Annotated in this window: 13 protein-coding genes; 5 read left to right on the top strand and 8 right to left on the bottom strand. The window is 33.1% G+C overall.

Annotated elements, in window-relative coordinates:
* Positions 1 to 49: 49 nt before the first annotated feature.
* The 3 genes from D1815_RS14765 to tyrS all read left to right on the top strand — a co-directional run bounded on the left by D1815_RS14765 (position 50) and on the right by tyrS (position 2754).
* Positions 50 to 631: an RNA polymerase sigma factor gene (locus tag D1815_RS14765; RefSeq protein WP_027394862.1), complete on the top strand. Its 582-nt coding sequence runs from the start codon at positions 50 to 52 to the stop codon at positions 629 to 631.
* A gap of 4 nt (positions 632 to 635) precedes the next feature.
* Positions 636 to 1382: a tetratricopeptide repeat protein gene (locus tag D1815_RS14760; protein WP_118387885.1), complete on the top strand. Its 747-nt coding sequence runs from the start codon at positions 636 to 638 to the stop codon at positions 1380 to 1382.
* A 76-nt stretch (positions 1383 to 1458) separates the two neighbouring features.
* Entirely contained in the window at positions 1459 to 2754 is a 1296-nt protein-coding gene (gene tyrS, locus D1815_RS14755) for a tyrosine--tRNA ligase (RefSeq protein ID WP_027394864.1), read from the top strand.
* 133 nt (positions 2755 to 2887) lie between these two features.
* On the opposite strand, the gene D1815_RS14750 is transcribed toward tyrS, so the two are convergent.
* The 3 genes from D1815_RS14750 to D1815_RS14740 form a co-directional block, all read right to left on the bottom strand.
* Positions 2888 to 3337 (bottom strand): YHS domain-containing (seleno)protein, encoded by a 450-nt coding sequence (locus D1815_RS14750; protein WP_118387883.1) that lies wholly within the window; start codon positions 3335 to 3337, stop codon positions 2888 to 2890.
* A 244-nt stretch (positions 3338 to 3581) separates the two neighbouring features.
* On the bottom strand, positions 3582 to 4562 hold the full coding sequence (locus tag D1815_RS14745) for an acyl transferase (protein ID WP_118387881.1): 981 nt from the start codon (positions 4560 to 4562) through the stop codon (positions 3582 to 3584).
* 126 nt (positions 4563 to 4688) lie between these two features.
* A complete protein-coding gene (locus D1815_RS14740; RefSeq protein WP_118387879.1) occupies positions 4689 to 5018 on the bottom strand; it encodes a T9SS type A sorting domain-containing protein in 330 nt (109 codons plus the stop codon).
* A gap of 303 nt (positions 5019 to 5321) precedes the next feature.
* On the opposite strand from D1815_RS14740, the gene D1815_RS14735 reads away from it, so the two are divergent.
* Positions 5322 to 6728: an MATE family efflux transporter gene (locus D1815_RS14735; protein WP_027394868.1), complete on the top strand. Its 1407-nt coding sequence runs from the start codon at positions 5322 to 5324 to the stop codon at positions 6726 to 6728.
* A 75-nt stretch (positions 6729 to 6803) separates the two neighbouring features.
* Here the strand turns inward: D1815_RS14735 and D1815_RS14730 are convergent, their stop codons facing one another.
* From D1815_RS14730 to D1815_RS14710, 5 genes are all read right to left on the bottom strand, one after another.
* A complete protein-coding gene (locus D1815_RS14730; protein ID WP_118387877.1) occupies positions 6804 to 8723 on the bottom strand; it encodes a hypothetical protein in 1920 nt (639 codons plus the stop codon).
* A gap of 26 nt (positions 8724 to 8749) precedes the next feature.
* Positions 8750 to 11599: a TonB-dependent receptor gene (locus tag D1815_RS14725; RefSeq protein WP_118387875.1), complete on the bottom strand. Its 2850-nt coding sequence runs from the start codon at positions 11597 to 11599 to the stop codon at positions 8750 to 8752.
* A 1013-nt stretch (positions 11600 to 12612) separates the two neighbouring features.
* Positions 12613 to 13776, bottom strand: coding sequence for a hypothetical protein (locus D1815_RS14720; RefSeq protein WP_027394871.1), 1164 nt, complete (start codon positions 13774 to 13776; stop codon positions 12613 to 12615).
* Positions 13777 to 13820: 44 nt separating this feature from the next.
* Positions 13821 to 16676, bottom strand: coding sequence for a TonB-dependent receptor (locus D1815_RS14715; protein WP_118387873.1), 2856 nt, complete (start codon positions 16674 to 16676; stop codon positions 13821 to 13823).
* Between the two features lie 382 nt (positions 16677 to 17058).
* The gene (locus tag D1815_RS14710; RefSeq protein WP_027394873.1) at positions 17059 to 17418 is read right to left on the bottom strand and encodes a toxin-antitoxin system YwqK family antitoxin; all 360 of its coding nucleotides are present in this window, start codon (positions 17416 to 17418) and stop codon (positions 17059 to 17061) included.
* A 517-nt stretch (positions 17419 to 17935) separates the two neighbouring features.
* Between D1815_RS14710 and D1815_RS14705 the strand changes: the two genes are divergently transcribed.
* Positions 17936 to 20323 carry an inorganic phosphate transporter gene (locus D1815_RS14705; RefSeq protein WP_118387870.1) on the top strand — a complete coding sequence of 796 codons (2388 nt, stop codon included), beginning with the start codon at positions 17936 to 17938 and terminating at the stop codon, positions 20321 to 20323.
* Positions 20324 to 20458 lie beyond the last annotated feature (135 nt).

Below are 20458 nucleotides of genomic sequence, written 5' to 3'. Positions count from 1 at the left end.
ATAAAATTTAAAATAAAGGTAACAGATTGCCGTTTGATGACATTAACCTATGAGTATTAATGAAGAACGAAAAATTTTAGAAGGAATTGCAGCAGGAGATGCTAAGGTTATTAAATCTTTCTATAAAGACAATTATAATTACATTAAAGGATATATCTTAAAGAATTCTGGAGATGATGTAGATGTAGAAGATGTATTCCAGGATGCAATGATAGTTATTTATCAGAAACTTAAATCAGGTACATTAGAGATGAATGTTTCGATACGAACGTATCTCTATGCAGTATGTAAGAATATTTGGAGAAGTAGATTACGAAAGAAAAAGAAATTAATTGTAGATAATGATGCAATAGAAGCTAATGAAGAAATAGAAGCGTCTATAGCAGAGGACATAGAAAATAAGGAACGTGAGCATGTATACAGGAAATATTTTCTTAAATTAAGTGATAGTTGTAAAGAATTACTAAATCTGGTTTTTGATGGAAATAGTATGAAAGAGATCGCAAATATCACAGGGTATTCTGATGGATATACAAGGAAGAAAAAATTTGAATGTAAAAAATCACTTCTTGAAAAAATCGAAAAGGATCCCATGTATAAGGAGTTAAAAATAACTTCGTTAAAAGAATAATGGTATGGAAAGGACTCAGGAATTATTTGAAAAAATAGAAAGATATTTAGATAAAACATTATCCGAACAAGAAGCAATTGCTTTTGAAACGGAAATGGCTACTAATCCAGAACTTAAACATGAAGTAGAGAAACACGAAGAATTGCACAAAGTTTTAAGTGATACAGATGTGTTGGATTTTAAAAAGAAATTACAAAAAATTGGAGAAGAAGTAAAAAATGAAAAATTAGAAGATACTAAAACATCATTTTTCCCATATTTAAAAATTGCGGCTTCTATAGTTGTGATTATTGGTGCTGGAACATTATTATGGAATACTTTTAATTCATCTAATGATTTTTCTAATTTATATGGATCTTATTATGAATTATATCCAGTAGAAGATGCTACAAGGGGAAATGCTCTAGCACAATTGGATATTATTATGAAGAATTATGCTCAAGGTAATCATGATGTGGTGGTAGAGAAGCTTGAAGAGAACACTTCCTTAGTTACTTCAGAACAATTAGAACTTTATCTAGGAAATAGTTATCTCCATATGGGAAAAGAAAAAGAAGCGCTATTACAATTTGAAAAAATAAAAGAGGAAAGTAAATATCACGAAGGAGCTAGTTGGTATCGAGCTCTTACTTATCTTAAGTTAGGAAATACAGATACTTCTATAGAAATCTTGAATGAAATTATCAAATTTAATGGAATTTACAAAGAGAAAGCAATACAACTGAAAGGAGATTTAGAATCGTTGTATTAGAAATGATTTCTTAATTATTCATAGTAGTATATAATCCATATTTCTATCTTTGCCGGATAAATTGAATACTACTAAAATGGCCGTAAACTTTATAGAAGAACTACGCTGGAGAGGAATGTTGCATGATGCCATGCCTGGAACAGAAGAATACCTAATGGAACAGATGAGAGCTGCATATGTTGGGTTTGATCCCACTGCAGATTCTTTGCATATTGGGAATTTAGTTCCAATTATGTTGTTAGCACACTATCAACGAGCGGGTCATAAACCATTTGCTTTAGTTGGAGGTGCTACTGGAATGATCGGAGATCCATCTGGTAAATCTGCAGAGCGTAATCTCTTAGACGAAAAAACATTACGCCATAATCAAGAGTCAATAAAAGGACAGCTAGCTCAGTTTCTAGATTTTGAAAGCGATGCCGCTAATGCTGCAGTTTTAGTAAATAACTATGATTGGATGAAAGACTTTTCATTCCTTGACTTTATTAGGGATGTAGGTAAACATATCACGGTAAACTACATGATGGCTAAGGATTCTGTAAAGAATAGAATTTCTTCGGAGTCTTCTGATGGAATGTCTTTTACAGAATTTACATATCAATTGGTACAAGGATATGATTTTTTACATTTGTATAAAGAACATGATTGTACACTACAGATGGGAGGTAGCGATCAATGGGGTAATATCACTACAGGTACCGAATTAATTAGACGTATCGGTAGTGGAAAAGGATATGCTTTGACCTGTCCATTAATTACAAAATCGGATGGATCTAAATTTGGTAAATCTGAAGGAGGAAATGTTTGGTTAGATGCTAAAAGGACATCTCCTTATAAGTTTTACCAATATTGGCTAAATACCAGTGATGAGGATGCAGAGAAGTATATTAAAATTTTTACATTTTTGACTAAAGATGAAATTGAAAATTTGGTTACTGAACATGCCGAAGCACCACACCAAAGAATTCTTCAGAAGAAATTAGCTGACGAAATTACAATTATGGTGCATTCTCAGGAAGATCTTGATAATGCTATTAAAGCTTCTAATATTTTATTTGGAAGATCTACTTCTGAAGATTTAAAAGGGTTAGATGAAGCCACATTTCTAGACGTTTTTGAAGGAGTTCCACAAGCTGAAATTTCTAAGAGTATGATTGCTGATGGATTGGATGTAATTGGTGCGCTAGCTGAGCATACGGGTTTTTTAAAATCTAATGGAGAAGCTAGAAGAGCGCTTAAGGAGAACTCTATTTCCGTAAATAAAGAAAAAATCAAAGAAGGGTATTCAATAGCTACTGAAGATCTCATTAATGATCAATTTGTATTATTACAAAGAGGAAAGAAAAACTATTTTGTGATTAGAGCAGTATAAGCTTTTTGCACTCATATTAAATAACATAAAAAACAAAGCCTACCAGAATTTCTTCTTAGTAGGCTTTGTCAACTAACCAATCAATTATTGAAAAAAACTTAGCGTTCTATATTGTTTATCGAAACTTATTCGATTATTTTTTCGTTTTTATTTTTTGCCAATTCACATCGGCTTTTTCTTTTAATACCACAGCACCTTCTTCATTCCATTTTGTCAATGTATTTATTCCCCAAGAATTGTAGAATAAGTACAGTTTACCATCTCTAATTTCATAGGTTTCAGGATCAATGTCTACTTTTTCTGCTTTTGCTCCAACCGCATAAGCGCAGTATCCTCCGTATTGTGGGATAAACTTTTCTGGATTGCTTTTAAATTTCTCCAGATTGGATTGACTTACAAATTTATATTTTGCATTATCATAGGTTGCCGTATATTTACTATCACCCTTTGTCGCTTTATTATTAAAGTATTCGGTAACATCATATCCTTCGGCTACAAATCCCTTTTTTACATTATAATCAACTTGCTGTGCTGAGACCGTTGTAGCTAATCCTAAAAACAATAAGACTATGAACTTTTTCATTTTATGCAATGTTTTTTTGTTGTTACATCCATTCAGTCGTTAAAAAAACAGAACATTACAATTTTAACATAATTATAAGTTTTTTAGTATAGTTGAATACAAGTTCTATGTATTCTCAATCTAAAATTTCTTTCACTTATAAATACGTTTCATAAAAGTGAAAGTTGCATAAAAAACAAAAGTTTTTTAAAAATTGTTCTTTGTGATTTTTTAAGTAAATAGATGATATATAAAAGAAACCAGGTTATAGCGCCATTAAGTTGCAACCTCTAATATCACTGTTGTCAAATCGACCGAGAATTTCAAAACTTCCGTCATCATAGGTTTTTCCGAGGTCTTGTGTAGCAATAAACGAACATGAATTTATGTTTGCCAAGTCAATAATATTAATTCCTCCTGTTTTATTCGTTTCTAGGGGAGTAAGTGCGTCCTCAGGATCTCGTGTAGAAATGTTCATCCATGGTGGACAACGAAAAAGACCATCACCTTTAGAATATGCTTGAGATAATAACTCTGTCATGCCGTATTCACTATGGATTTTAGAAATACCAAATCCTTTTTTTAGAATTTGATGCAGTTCTTCACGAATGATCTCTTTTCGTCGACCTTTCATTCCTCCCGTTTCCATAACAATAGTATTCTCATTAAGTTGAATATCGTTACTTTCGATAAGATCTAATAAAGCAAAAGAAACACCAATCAATATAATTTTTTTATGTTCTTTAGTAAGTTCTTTAAGGGTCGTGATAAGCTTTTTAGTTTCATCAAGGTAAAAACCACTATTCGTTTGTTTACTATCCTTAATTAATTTATCCGCCATATATACTAGAGAGGAACCTTCGCGTTCTAGATATGATGGTAATAGTGCCAATATTGTATAGTCTGTTATATCTCCATAAAAGTGTTTGAATCCTTTAGAGAAGCTGTTTTCATAAATACCTAAATTGGTTACATAGTGTTTACTTGTACTACTACCAGTTGTTCCACTACTAGTAAAAACTTGTTGAACGTTAGAAGGTGAGCTAGTAATTTTTTCTTGTTTAAAAAACTCTACAGGTAGGAATGGGATTTCTTTACTTGTGGTAACAGCGCTTTTGGTAATTCCAAGAAGATTACAAAAACGTTGGTATACCTGACAATTAATATATTGATGTTGAAATACTCTTATCGCCATTTTTTCAAAATCCTCATTATTTCGAATCGTAAAAATTGTCTCAGAGAGCATATAGGCGTATGGAGGTTATTTTAAAACAAAGGTATAAAAAAACACACTACATAAAATAGCGTGTTTGTATGTTATAAAAACTGGCTTTATTAAATATTTTTATTACTACTAATAAAATATTACCAATTATTGTCTAATTAATTTTTTAGAAAAATCTTCTTCTCCGATCTTAATTTTTAAAACATAAACACCAGGAGGTAGTGATGAAATATCTAACTGCTCTTTAGTTGTGATTACCTTAAATAATACGGTTCTACCTAAAACACTATAAACTCTACAAGTCATTGATTTCCCAGATTTAGAGGTAATATTAAGAATATTACCAGAAACCGGATTTGGAAATACTTGAACTTCTTCTTGATCGTCTGTTTTTATAGTGGATTGTGCACTAACTCCTGTAGAAAAGGAGAGTACAAAAAGGCCAGTAAGTATGAGTAGTAAGTAGATTTTTTTCATAAAACTTTATTTTGGGACTATAAAAGTACAATATTTTATTAATAATTGAGTTAGGGTTGTCGTTTTTAAATGTTAAATCTCTACAAAAAAACCATTTTATTTTCATAATTACGGTTTTACCATTTTTAAATCCTTGTTTTGATTTTTGTAGTTTCATAAAAAAAGTAGATATTTGTTTATTATGAAGTTATAAAGAATTATGTACGTCTTTTTGGAAATATCGGTCTCGATATTATATAGCTAGAGAAATCTTCTTTAGCCAGTTTCCATTTATATCTTTTTTTCAACGTAATTCTTTTATTCATGACACAAAATAAACTTACTCCCACCAAACTGTTCTCATATTTTAAACTAGCCGTTAGCGGCAAAGAACAACAATTTACGTCCGGAAGTATCCGTAAGGCGGTTTTTATGCTTGCAATTCCTATGATCTTAGAGATGATGATGGAATCTATTTTTGCTTTAGTTGATGCATACTGGGTTTCTAACTTAGGTGCAAATGCAATTGCTACTGTAGGTTTAACAGAATCCGTGATTACTTTAATTTATGCAGTGGCAATTGGACTCAGTATGGGTGTTACAGCTATCGTTGCTCGAAGAGTGGGAGAAAAGGATATTGAAGGAGCTTCACAAGCGGCAGTTCAATCTATCTTTTTAGGAATTTCTGTAGCGGTAATTATTAGTATAATAGGGATACTTTATCCGAAAGAAATTTTAGCTCTTATGGGTGCTGAGGCAGATTTAATAGCTGATGGATATGGGTATACTCAGGTTTTATTAGGAGGAAATATAACAATTATGTTATTGTTTTTGATTAATGCGGTTTTCCGAGGAGCAGGAGATGCTTCTGTTGCTATGAAAGTTCTAATAGTTTCTAATTTGTTAAATATTATTCTGGACCCACTTTTTATTTTTGGTTTTGGACCAATACCAAGTTTTGGTGTGCAGGGAGCTGCTATTGCAACAACAATTGGTAGAGGTAGTGCAGTATTATTACAACTTGCAATTCTTTTCTTTGGGTGGAGTAAAATTAAAGTAACTTTTAAGGATATTGTTCTTAGATCGAAAGTGATGATTAATTTAATTAAGGTGTCTCTTGGCGGGATTGGTCAGTTCATTATAGGTACTTCTAGTTGGGTATTTTTAATGCGCATTATGGCGGAGTTTGGGAGCGAGGTACTTGCAGGGTATACTATTGCAATCAGAGTATTGATGTTTACATTAATGCCATCATGGGGAATGAGTAATGCGGCTGCAACATTAGTAGGGCAAAATCTAGGAGCGGCTAAGCCAGATCGAGCAGAACAATCAGTATGGAAAACTGGGAAATACAATGCTTATTTTATGATTGTTGTATCTGTACTATATTTAATTTTTGCAGAGGTAATTATCAAAATTTTTAGCAGTGAGCCTGAAGTGGTAAAATATGGAGCTTTAAGTTTACGAGTAATTGCAGCAGGTTATGTGTTTTATGCATATGGTATGGTGATTATTCAATCTTTTAATGGAGCAGGAGATACCAAAACACCAACTATTATTAATTTCTTTTGCTTTTGGGTGTTTCAATTACCATTCGCCTATTTGGCTGCAATAGTATTGGATTGGGGAGCTATGGGAGTTTTCTTAGCAATTACATTTGCAGAAGTGTTAATTGCTGTTGTTGGAATTATATGGTTTAGGAAGGGCACTTGGAAATCAGTAAAAGTATAAACAAAAAACACCCTCAAATTTGAGGGTGTTTTCTATATAAGATGAGATTTTATCTCTTTCTTTTATAATTTAGTTCTATAAAGAAGTTGCCCAAGCAAAATCAGCTGCTACTGTCGTAGAAGTACTATATGTTGTAGCTTCTGCTGCATCAGCACCATCAGCTTGTAGGTTAGAAGCTGGCGCGCTATCTCTAAAATCAAACTGAGTATCAAATCCAGTTAATGAAAGACCAGTAATAGTTGCTCCAGAGTTGTTTTTGATTTGTATCCCTGTTCCTCCCATTGTAGAAACTGCAGTAAAGTTAACCAGTGTTGGGTTGTTATTTACACCATCAGCTTCGATGGCAGTAGAGAAATCAGCGATGGTGATGTTTACGAATGTGTTCGTAAGTGTACCGTTCCATCCTTCAGTCCAGTCTACAGCATCATCTTCAAGATTTTCTGCATAGAAATTAGTCATGTTTACAGTTCCTCCGAAGAATTCAACTCCGTCATCAGAACCTCCGATAACAGCAACGTTAGTAATTGTAGTTCCACTACCTACTGCATAAAGAGTTAAACCATTGAACTGAGAATCAGCATTGATCTGAGCACCTGTATTTTTAAGAACTAAGTAATTAATAGTACCAGAATTATCTGTATCGTTAGTACCACCATAAACAAGACCACCTACTTCAGCAATAGCGTTTACTCCTTCAGTAGTAGTAGCGTCACCACAAATAAGCAATCCACCCCAAGCTTGACCGTCATTTGACTCCATTACTACTGGATTAGCCATTGTTCCCTGGATATCTATAGAAGCTCCTTTTAATACAGCTAAGTAGTTTGCAGTTCCAGACTCAGAAGTAATTGTAGTTCCAGCTGGAATTGTTAAAGTAGCACCATTACTTACTAAAACAGGTCCACTTATTTCGTATGCTACAGAAGCATCAAGCGTAAGATTGCTAGAAATAGTAGCAGGAAGTACATTACCAGAACCAGTTCCTGCATCAATTACCCAAGCAAATAAACTAGCGTTTGTAGAAGATGTACTAAATACAGCGTCATCAGCAGTATCTGCATCAGCTCCGTCAATTTGTAAGTTAGAAGCTGGAGCGCTATCTCTAAAATCGAAAGATGTATCAAATCCAGTTAAAGTTAAACCGTTGATAGTAGCACCAGAATCATTTTTGATTTGGATTGCGGTTCCTCCAGTAGAAGAGATTGCAGTAAAATTAATAAGTGTTGGGTTATTATTTGCACCGTCTGCTTCGATAGCAGTGGAGAAATTTGAGATAGTGTTTAGAACATATCCGTTAGTAAGTGTTCCATTCCAACCTTCTGTCCAGTCTACAGCATCATCTTCATTGTTTTGTAAGTATAAGTTATTTACATTTACGGTTCCTCCAAAAAATTCAACACCATCATCCGTACCATTGATGATACCTACGTTGTCGATAGTAGTTCCAGAACCTACAGCATATAATGTAAGGCCATTGAATTGTGAAGTTGTAGTAATTTGTGCACCAGCATCTCTAATGATTAAATAATCGATATTACCAGAACTATCAGTGTCATTATTTCCTCCATAAATAAGACCTCCAACTTCCGCTATTGCATCTGCTCCTTCTGTAGTCGTAGCATCACCACAGATTAATAAACCACCCCAAGCTCCTGCTGTACCATTAGAACGCATAATTACTGGATTAGCTGCTGTTCCTTGAACATCAATATCAGCTCCTTTCAATATTGCCAGATAATTATCTACTCCTGGTTCTGATACGATTTCAGTACCTGCAGGTATAGTAAGAGTAACTCCTGATGCAACAGTTACAGTTCCTGTAATTGAATATTCAATACTAGCGTCTAATGTGCGATCTTCACTGATAAGGCCATTTAGGATAGAATCATCAGTTGGAATTATTGGTCCACCATTGTCATCATCACTACCACAGGAAACTGAAAGTAATCCTGTGATTAGTGCAAAGCTTAATAATTTACTTAACGTTTTCATCATTGTTTATATTTAATTAAAATAAAGTTTTAAAATTTATAACTAACACTTAAAGAAGTGTTTACTCCTGTAGAATATGATAAGATGGTATCTTCAAATTGATCCCCACTTACAACTTCCTGAATAAATTGTGTTCTTTCTATTGTAGGGTTTAATAAGTTTTTAGCAGTTAATCCAATGCTCCAATTGTCATTTATCTGTTTGTTAGCGATAAAGTCTAACGTAACAAACCCTTTTTCTATAATTTCACCATTGAAGAAAACATCTGGTTGCTGTTGGTTTCTAGGAGCTCCTAAAGCAAAAATCTTATCCGATGTATAGTTTCCTGTAAGTGTAAGTTCATATGGGAATTCTTCACCAGAGTTAAAAGTTAAGGATAGGTTAGAGATCCAATCAGAAGCTCCTTCTAATCCAATTTCCGTTCTGTTCCCATACTTAAAGGTCTGTTCAAGAGTTCCGTCTTCTCTAATAACATCTTTTAAATCCTGCACGTGATCTAAATAAGATATGTTTCCACTAAGTCTTAAATTAGGATTTGATTCTCGTTTCTTAATTATATATACTCTTCCTTCTAGTTCGAATCCTAAAATACGAGCTCTATCACCTGTATTGAAGTAAGAGAAAATATCCTCTCCTCCTCTTTGTAATCCACGGTTTATAGGGTCTTCTATTCTCTTATAGAAGGCACTGAAGGATATTAACTCATCATTTTCTGGAAAAAATTCTACTTTAAAATCTACGTTATAGTTCTGAGATCTTTCTACATTAGGATTTCCTTGAAATACCTGACCAACTTGAGATACGTACTGGAAAGGTGCAATTTCTTTAAATTCAGGTAATGTTTGTCCTAAACTTCCTGAAAGACGTAATGCTAATTTTTCGTTTACGGAATACTTTAAGTTCAAGTATGGGTAGAAATTATCGTATTCTTTATTTGAAGATCCAATTCTTGCTTGTCCTGTAAGAGGATTTACAAAGTTTCCTACATCAAAGTTAACATCGATTTCATCTTTCTGATAACGAACACCAACTTGTGCCGTGAACTTGTTAAATGTTCCTGTAAAGTTTGCGTTTCCAGAGTAAGAAAGAAGTTCTGCGTCATAAGTATCTATTGGCTGCGTATTAAGTTGTAGTGCACCAGTGTCAAAATTTTGTTGAGTGAAGATATCACCTAAAGCATCTATTGAGGTAGGGTTGATTTCTACATTACCTTCTTCAACTCCGAAAAATTGAGATAAGAAATCTCTGGTTTTATTTCTAAAATCTCCACCTACATTTAAGACAAAAATGTCTTCTTCATCCTCATTTTGCTTAAGAACCCATTTATCAGAGATTCTAGCATTAATTTCTTGATCGGTAATTTCTTGAACAGATTTTCTTTGCTGAAACCCTCCGGTAAATCCAAGTTCTATAATCCCATCTTCGTTCTCAGGTGTATTTGGGTTGTCATTAAGAATATTTACCTCATTACGAATTCTATTAGGTTCATTAGCTACTAAATAATTAAATCCCGCTGCCCATTCTAAGTTATTCTTTTCAGAAAGTCTATGTTCTCCAATAAGCTGCGTTGCGGAAAGAAAAGTATTCTTTATATTTTGATCTCTAAGAAACTGAGATCCTTCTTCAATATTATCTAGTTCTTCGAAAAACTCTGTAGTACGTTCACGCCCAGCTTCTAAGGTTTCTTCAAAAACTTTGTTAATGACAAAACTGTTAAAAGATAGTTTATGATCATCACTAATCTTATATTGACTGTGTAACATTGCTGTGGAGTTAACAGTACGTAACCAACGTCTTAAATCATCTTCTGGTACGATATCTCTTAAGTTCCCTTGATCATATTCTCTAAACAAACCTTCTCTATATTCGTGATCAACGGATTGACCTCCACTGAAATAAAGTTTAAGATTTCTAGCTTCACCTAATATTCCTCCAATATTAAATCCAAATCCATAGTTAATAGGTGCAGTTGATTCTGTTGTGTTCCAAGACTGTTGGGTTAAAGCGTTTACAAGATTATTAGCTTCAAATTCACGGCTATATATTCCTAAGGAAATATCATTGTTATTAGCTGTTGTCTTAAAATTGCTAAAAATATCACTATCTGCAGCATTCGAATTAACTCCTGCACTAACACTTACACCAATATCTTTGGTTTTTGTAACCTGTTTAGAAACGATGTCGATATTTCCAGAAGCAAGATCCGCCGAATTAGAAGGAGCAAAGGTTTTACTTATGGAAACATTTCCAATAAATCTTGTTGGGAATAATTCTAAGTCTATATTTTTTTTGTCGATATTGTCGGAAGGTATCGGTAATCCATTAAGAGTAGTGCTTAGATAACGATCACCTAAACCACGTACATAAATATCTCCAGATCCTTCTGCTTTAGATACACCAGATATTTTGGTGGTAGCTGCGGAGGCGTTAGATACTCCAAGTCGTGTTAGTTGTTCTGCTCCTATACTCTCTTTTATTTGAACTGCATTTTTTTGTTCTAATAATAAAGCTTCTTCTCTTTCTCTACTTGTTTGCACTTTTATCACGACTTCTTCAAGCGCTGCTGCAGTAGCGCCAAGAGCAGTGTCAATTACAGTTACCTTATTAGGCTCTATAACTACATCAGGAATACGTAACGTTTCATATCCTGTAAAACTAAATTCTAAGGTGTATGTTCCTGGAGTGATGTTAGTGATTTCATATTTTCCATCAAAATCCGAGGATGTACCTTGAGTTGTACCTACAATAACAATATTGGCAAATGGTAATGGTTGGTTGTTTACTTCTTTATCTAGAAGTGTTCCGGCAATGGATCCGGTTTCTTGTGCAAAATTTAATCCAAGATAAAACAGTGCGATAACTGTGAAAAATTTTCTCATTTCGTGTCCTTAAAAAATCTGATACAAATAAATACGGTTTTACAGTAAGAAATCTTATCCTACTATTATCCTTAGTTTAAGGGATTGTAATTTGGTATAAATGAGAGAAAAGTTGTTTTTAGTACTCTTTTTTGTTTTGTTTTACCGATTAAATATTAAAAATAAAATACTTATAATCAAGTAGTTAAAATATATTTCGCTTTACCTGCTAAAATTGATTTTGTTTTTTGAAAATCACAGGAGCAGATTACGTTAATTTGTATAAAACTTTACAAAAAGATTATCTTAGTGTTAAATGGGGGCTATTTTAGATTTTTGGGTTAACAATCAGATAAACTCGTGCTAACTATACTTAATATATTTTTGTATTTTTTTAGGAATTACCTTAAAATTCTCTAGCATTTATAATAGTCTTATTTGTAAACTCTTAAAAAAGCTTCTTTTTAAGAGTCTAATAAAAAAAGAGAAGGCTGAAGAGAAACATTATTGTTGTTGGATAATAATGATCTTCCAGCCTTCTACGAACACGTATCTTTATATCAATCGAATATCTTCTGATTCTTAAAGAAACTGAACTGATAATTTTGTATTTGTTTAAATATTTTTTTGGGATAAAATCTGAAAGCAAATTACAGGAGTTTAGCTGTGATTTGTTTTAACTTATTATTATTCTTGAATTAAGGAAGTGTAACTTTTACCGAAAAGTAATAGATAGGTTTGATTTAGGTTTTTAGCACTGTGATTTGTTTTTTTTAGATTGCATCGAGAATTAATTGTTTGTTTTTCAGTAGGTTTTGTTGCGTTTACTGGTTTTGAGCGTGTTTATTATGATATTTTAATAATAGACTTTTTTATTTTTAATTATTAAAAAAGTATTATCTCAACGTTAAATGGCATTAAACTTTCAGAAGTGCTTTACAGTTATTTAAAATAAGATCTCGTAAAAAAAAGCATCTTGAAAATCTTCAAGATGCTTTTAAATAGCTTATAATTAGCTGAATTCTTATTTCGAATTAGTTACGAGTCCATCCAGAATTCCATGAGTTGTAATCTGCACCGGTTCCATTACCAACGCCAGTGATTACATCTGCTTCTCCAAAAGTGGCTCCAGTATCATTTTTAAGAGTAAGAGTAATATCATCAAAAGTGATATCTGTAACAGAAGTTTCATCACTTAATACACCGTTTCCAGTCTCGGTATCATCAAGGTCAAAACCTTCTGCAAAACCTTCTAATAACACATTGGTAAATACAGCTCTTGTTCCAGCACGTAATCTGATAGCTTCATTCTCATTAGAAGAACCAAGTCCATTAATGGTTAGGTTTGTAACTGTAGGAGCAGACCAAAATACAGGGTTAGAGTTGTTTCCGATATCTGTATTAAAACCATCACCTTCTATTCCTTTGTCATGAGATTGTCTGTGCTCGATATATACATTTGTTAAAGTTCCTGTAAATCCTTCAGTCCAGTCTACAGAATCATCCTGCGAACCTACAACAGATATGAATGAAGCGTTAACCGTTCCTCCAAAAAACTCTACTCCATCATCTGCTCCTTCAAAAGCTTGTATGTATTCTATCGTAGTTCCATTTCCTACTGCGTAGAATGAAAATCCATTATTTTCTGAAGCTGCATCCGCTGCACCACCAGAATATTCGATACGAACGTATCTAAGGATCCCTGAGTTGTCATCTACTACACTACCACCGTATGGTAATCCTCCAATTTCGGAAGTAGAAGTTGCATCTCCTCCAACAACGGAGTTTATAGGTGCTTTACCTAATAAGATTAAACCTCCCCAGTCTCCAGGGTTTGGAGTTGAGGTAGCAGAAGTAAATACAATTGGGTTAGAAGAAGTTCCTTCTGCGTTGATTATTCCTCCTTGTAATACAGCGATGTATACATCAGATCCGGTTGCTGCACGTACAACTACACCAGGCTCTACAGTTAATGTAAAACCTTCAGGAACTATAAGTGCGCTAGTAAGCGAGTACTCAGTATTTGACTCAAGAGTAAGGTCTTCTGTAAGAGTACCTCCTATAACTTCACTCGTAGGATCAACTGGAGAACCATCACCATTGATGTTAATCGTTATGTCTGATGTATCGTCACTTGCACATGCTGCGAAAAGCATTGCAATGACAGTAATTTTTAAAAGAAATATGTTTGCTTTCATGATTTTTATTTTAATTAATTGTATTCGTGTTCGTTTTAATTGGGTTAAAATGTATATTTAAATTGTAATCCGATATTCACTCCTCTTTTATAACTAGACAGCGCAAATTCATCTATTGGATTGATTTCATTAGTTGCATTTCTACTAAATGGAATGCCTAAAGTGGTAAGTACATCTTCAGATATTGTAGCGTTTTCTCGAACTCTTTCAATCGTTGGGTTCAACAGGTTTTTAACACTAAGGTTAATTTCAAAGTTGTCACGTACTTTGTTTTTCCAGACGAAATCTAATGTCGGCACTCCCTTTTCAACTATGTTTCCTAATTGCCCTGCTCCTAATGCATCGATACGATCAGAAAAATAAGAAAACACAAGGTTTGCTACAGGCTTATAATCTCCAAAAGTTGGCGTATAACTTACATCAGCATTGATCAAAAATGGTGATGCACCTTGTAGTTGATCAGAATCTCTATTAAAATTGGTATTGAAGGTTCCTGAAACAGTTTTTAAATCTTGTTTTGTAGCCGTATACGTAACATTTAGACCTGCAGAAAGAAGACTTTCTTCTTCAGTGTTTACTAACAAAGCTTTGCGTGCTTCTAATTCAAGACCAAAAACTTCTGCTTTGTCACCTGTTCTAAAGAAACGTTGTGTTCCTGTAGCATCATTCGCAGATACTAAGTTTACAGGATCATTAATTTGTTTTGCAAAAGCAGCAATAGAAAATATCTGCCCTCTATTAAAGAACCATTCGTATTTTAAATCTAGATTGATAATAGAAGAGAATGCAGGATCATTTAATAGGTCTGGATTACCACCGATACGATCAGTTACATTTTCATATACAAATGGAGCAACCTCTTTAAATTCTGGATTAGAAACGGTTCTACTCACAGAAAAACGTAAATTTTGATCCTCGTTTAATGCATATTTTACATTTAAACTAGGTAATAAAAAAGTCTCTGTTGCCTCATTACGTCCAGGATTGTTAAATGCAAGGTTGATTACATCGTATTCAATGCTTTGTTTGAATGATTCTACACGCAATCCAGGAACAAATGTCCATTTCTCTCCGTATTTATAGATTGCATTAGCATATAAGGCGTGTATATCTAAGTTTCCAGTATAAGTGTTTTCTGGAAGTCCCGGAAGGTTTGTGTTTCCTAATCCGGCTGAAGGATCTAAAGCATTTATCACTACTGTGTTATAGGTAACACCCAGATTATCAATATTAAAAATTGAATTAAAATCATTAACATCAGTAACTTCTGTTCTCGGTTCAATAATACTTAATCCAAAACGTTGATTATCAAAATCACGTTGTTTTATACGTCCATTGTACCCAAAATTAAAGGACAAATTTTCTGATTGCTCGTACGCTACGTTTATACGACCGTTCCATTCTTGGTCTTCGATATTTTGAAAATAACGTTGGTTATCAAAATCTACGTTACGGAAAAGAACTGGGTTTGTAGTTGGATCATTATCTAATGCCAGGTCAAACTGCTCTAATGCAATACGCTTTCTATCTGGTTGACGAGCAAGAACACTGTTAAAACCAATTCCGTAATCTACTTTTATTTTTTCATTAATATTACTAACTCCAGATAGTTGATTCACATAAATCATGTCTTGTTCGAATTGAACATTTTGAGTAAAAAAACCAAAATCGTCAATATCTGCAATAGTATTTCTGTTAAATCCATTACCGTCGATTCCAAAACGACCTACTTCATCTGTTGCATCATTAATAAATAAAGAAGTAAACTTTATTCTATGATCTGGATTAATTCGATATACAATATTTGCCATTGCAGTAGTAGTACGGCTATATTCAAAGCTTTCAGCATCTCTAAATATTTGATTCTCTGCGGCAGTTACATTTGCCGCTTGTCCTCTTGCGTATTCATAACTACTTCCAAAAGAAGCGGTTCCAAAGATGCTTAGTTTTGATTCCTCACCAATTTCCCAGGATTTTCCTGCAGTTATGGATCCAGAAAGTCCAACCGGTCCTTCTGATGAAACTGGATCAATACCGTGAGATAGTACAACAGCAAATGGATCATTTTTATATCTATTGTAAAATCCAAAGAATCCCGTTCCTTCACTTTTTACGAACTTTTCTCCGATTGCAGCTGTGTTTATTGTATTACCTAGGTCTACATTAATATATGCTTTTCCGACATGTTCTTTGGCAATAATATCTACATTACCTGCTGCAAAATCACCATAAAAATTAGCAGCATATGTTTTGCTTACACCGATATTCTGAATAACATCAGAAGAGAAAAGCCCAAGATCTATATTTTTCTTATCTACATTATTTGCTGGTAATGATAAACCATTAAATGTTGTGTTCAGGTATCTGTCTCCGAGACCTCTAACATAAACATTACCTCCACCTTCTTGTTTTGAGATTCCAGAAATTTTGGTAACAGCTCCAGCAGCGTTACTCACACCTTTGTTCGAAAGTTCCTGAGCTCCAATACTTTGTTTCTGAACTACGGCACCTTTTTGATCTAAAAGAAGTGCTTGCACACTTTCTTTTTTTCTACTAGTTGTCTTAATAACAACTTCATCTAAGGCTGCTGCACTAGCACCAATGGATGCGTTTACAGTAGTAGTTTCATTTGGTTTTACGATAACTTCTTTTTCAAGTGTTTCGTATCCAACAAAACTAAATTCTACAACGTATGTTCCAGGTTCTAAATTTTCGATAGTGTATAGACCATCAAAATCTGTAGTAGTACCTTTACTAGTTCCTTTGATTAAAACATTAGCAAAGGGTAATGGTTGACTGTTTGCTTCTTTATCAAGCAAAGTACCGGCTATAGAGCCGGTTTCCTGCGCACTAACTATTCCAACAACGAATAGTGCACAGAGAATAACAATATTTCTCATAACGTGTTCTAAATTCGGTGCAAATAACGTTAGCTATTGTTACCTGTGCGTTACTTAGAAATTAAATAAGAGTAATTATAGTGTTATGTAATTGTTACCTAAAAAGGATTGATAAGATTATTGTGATTAGTTTTTAGGAAAATGATTTTTGTATAAAGTGTTAATTTATAAGGTGTTTAGAGGTGGTTTGTTTTTGTTTACCTAATTGTTAAGAAGCGTGCTATTTGTAGTTTATGTAAATTTATTTTTAAAAAATGAATTTTGAATTCTGTCTATAAACTTCGAAAAGGAAATGTTTTTTTTAGTTTTATTGAGATGTGTATAATAAAAAAACGCCCAAAATTTCTGAGCGTTTCATATTAATTATATTGGCAAATTTTACTTATTGTTCGTAATTAACAACAACGTCGCTTTTGTTAGACCAAGTTGTTACAGAAGCGATAGAGTTATCTGAATAATTTACTTCTGATAGTTTTTCACCTTTCCAAAAGAACCATTTTCCAGTTTTCACTCCATTATTATATTGTCCCATAGCGATTTTCTTTCCAGATACATCGTATGATTTCCATTCTCCGTGTAACTTTCCTTCTTTATTGTAAAATCCTTGTTGACGGATTTCACCATTATCATAAAAGTAAGTTCCTTTTATTGAGTTTCCTTCTTTTTCGAAAGTAGGTTTCGCATCTTGAGCCATCATCACTCCAGAAAAAAGGATCGCAAATGTTAATAATAAATTCTTCATAATATATTTTTTAATTGGGGGATTCTTAATGATTACATTACAAATGTAACACTAATTTTACTTTTAAGCAACATTTGCATAACATTAAATTAACATTAAACCCATAAGTATTTGAAAAATAACAAATTACAATGTAAACAATATTATATTTGTTAATATTCGAAGTTGTAAATTGAAAAAAATGAGTGGTTTAATTAAGTTATATGTATTGGGGATATATAAAGTTAAACTTCGATAAGGTCAATTTTTTGAAGTGTTGATTTCTATAAAGGTTTCTCAAAACTAGTATATAATAAGGCCTGAAAAAACATTGCTTTAAAACTGATTAAAGTTTTTAGTAAGAAGGTGTTTTTTAAAAGTTGATTTGCATAAATGATATTCGTCTTGAGATGATTATGATTTTAATCATAATCAGGATGCACATCATTTTTAGAATAGAGAAAAAAGATAACATTTCAATAACATACGACTAGATTATTAGTAACATTTTTGTGGTTTATAAGATTGTAAGAAAAATATGAACGACATTTATATTTTAATGATTGTTGCGCTAGCTATTTTAGCTATCGCTGATTTAGTGGTTGGGGTTAGTAACGATGCGGTTAATTTTTTAAATTCTGCGATAGGATCTAAGGCGATTTCTTTTAGAACTATTATGATTGTTGCTAGTATAGGAATAGCTGCAGGAGCAATATTTTCCAGTGGATTAATGGAGGTTGCTCGTAAAGGTATTTTTGTTCCTGGCGAGTTTTATTTTGATGAGATCATGATCATTTTTATGGCGGTTATGATTACCGATATCTTGCTATTGGATTTTTTCAATACTTTAGGTATGCCAACATCAACAACGGTTTCTATAGTATTTGAATTGTTAGGAGCTGCAGTTTGTGTCGCTTTGATTAAGATTGCTGCGGATGCCGATCTATCCTTCGGAGATTTAGGAAATTATATCAATACTAAAAAAGCAGGTGAAATTATTGCAGGGATTTTACTCTCAGTAGTGGTTGCATTTTCTATAGGAGCAATTGTTCAATATGTGTCCCGATTATTATTGTCTTTTAATTTTGCTAAAAAAGCAAAATGGGTAGGAGCATTGTTTGGAGGAATTGCATTAACGGCAATACTTTATTTTATTTTTATTAAAGGTATTAAAGGGACCAATTACGCTAAATTAGTAATTGATACATTTTCTAATGACACCAAACTAGGGTTTTTAGAATGGGCTAACTTGTATTTTGAAAGTTCTTATGAGACGGTTAAGGAGTTAGCAAAAGCAAAGAAAGACTTGTTTATCATAAATGCAGAAACTGGAACGATATCTACAACACTTAGAGGTTTTTTAGAAACTAATGTTTTGTTTATAGTAGTTGCTGGATTTGGATTATTATCCTTGATCTCTTATGTGTTTATGAGCTTTTTAAAAGTGAATATATATAAGTTGATTATAATAGTGGGAACTTTTGCGTTAGCGCTTGCTTTTGCAGGTAATGACTTGGTTAACTTTATAGGTGTTCCAATAGCTGCTTGGGAAGGGTATCAAATGTGGAGTTCTTCTGGAGTTCCAGCTACTGAGTTTTTGATGTCTTCATTAAGCGGTAAAGCAGAAACACCAACCTTACTTTTATTAGGAGCAGGACTTATTATGGTTTTAACACTTTGGTTTTCTTCGAAAGCAAAAAATGTTGTGAAGACTTCGATTGATTTATCGCGTCAAGGAGAAGGAGATGAGAAATTTAGTCCTAATTTTCTTTCAAGAGGTGTGGTTAGAGGAACGGTTTTTATTTCTGAAGTTATATCATCAATTACACCTGCTTCATTTAAGAAGTTTTCGGATAAACAGTTTGAACAAGTAGCGGCTCCTGTAGTTGCTAGAAAAGAAGATCTTCCGGCATTTGATATGGTAAGAGCTGCTGTAAATCTTATGGTCGCAGGAGTACTGATTTCTATAGCAACTTCTATGAAACTACCGCTGTCCACAACCTATGTAACATTTATGGTGGCAATGGGTACCTCATTAGCAGATAGAGCTTGGGGAACGGAAAGTGCCGTGTATCGTGTAGCAGGAGTGTTAAATGTAATTGGAGGTTGGTTTTTTACAGCAATCAGTGCATTTTTGGCAGCTGCATTAATAGCATTTTTGATCAACTTTAATCAGCCGATTATGACCGGTATTTTATTGTTGGTAGCAATTATACTGTTGGTAAGAAATACTATTAGATATCGCAATAAAACCAGAGCAGATAAAGCAGAAGATAGTCTTAAGAAATCAGAGAGTAGTTCTATCCAAGGAGTGATTGAAGAAAGTGCTGGTAATATTAAATCTTTTGTAAATAGAGGGAATAAAATTTATAGTAGTACCGTAGATAGTTTAGCAAAATATGATCTTGCATCTCTTAAAAAGAGTAGAAAAGGAATTGCTAAATTAGAAACTGAGGTCGAAGAATTAAGAGATAGTATTTTCTATTTTATTAAAAACCTTGATGAATCAAGTGTAGGAGCTAGTAGTTTTTATATTTCTATTTTAGGTCATTTAGAGGACATTACTCAGTCTTTAGATTATATCTCTAAAAACAGTCATAAGCACGTAAATAATAATCACAAAAAACTACGATTTAACCAAATCAAGGATCTTAAAGAAATCGAGGATCAGTTACAAGAATTTTTTGTTAGTATCAAGAATATTTTCGATAGTAGAGAATTTAATGGTCTAAATAGTATTATTGAAGAAAAGCAAGGATTGTTTACATTAGTAAATGATAAAATTAATAAACAAGTAGAACGAACAAGAACAGAAGAAAGCAGTCCTAAAAATACAACGCTTTATTTTGGACTTCTTATGGAGACGAAAGATCTTATAACGGCTACTATGAATTTGCTAACTACTTATAGAGATCATCAAGATTAATTATTGAATCAATTTTATTAAGTTAACTTAATGTTATGCTTATGAAATTTTTACGTTAGTTTATTGTTTCCTGGATAAATGTTTATCAATACTTCATTTTAACCTTAGTATATTTACGAGAGTGAAGTAATTCAA

This window comes from Aquimarina sp. AD1, from assembly GCF_003443695.1.
Taxonomy (GTDB): domain Bacteria; phylum Bacteroidota; class Bacteroidia; order Flavobacteriales; family Flavobacteriaceae; genus Aquimarina; species Aquimarina latercula.
The sequence above is the reverse complement of the archived record's forward strand: the minus strand, read 5'-3'. Positions and strand labels throughout refer to the sequence as shown.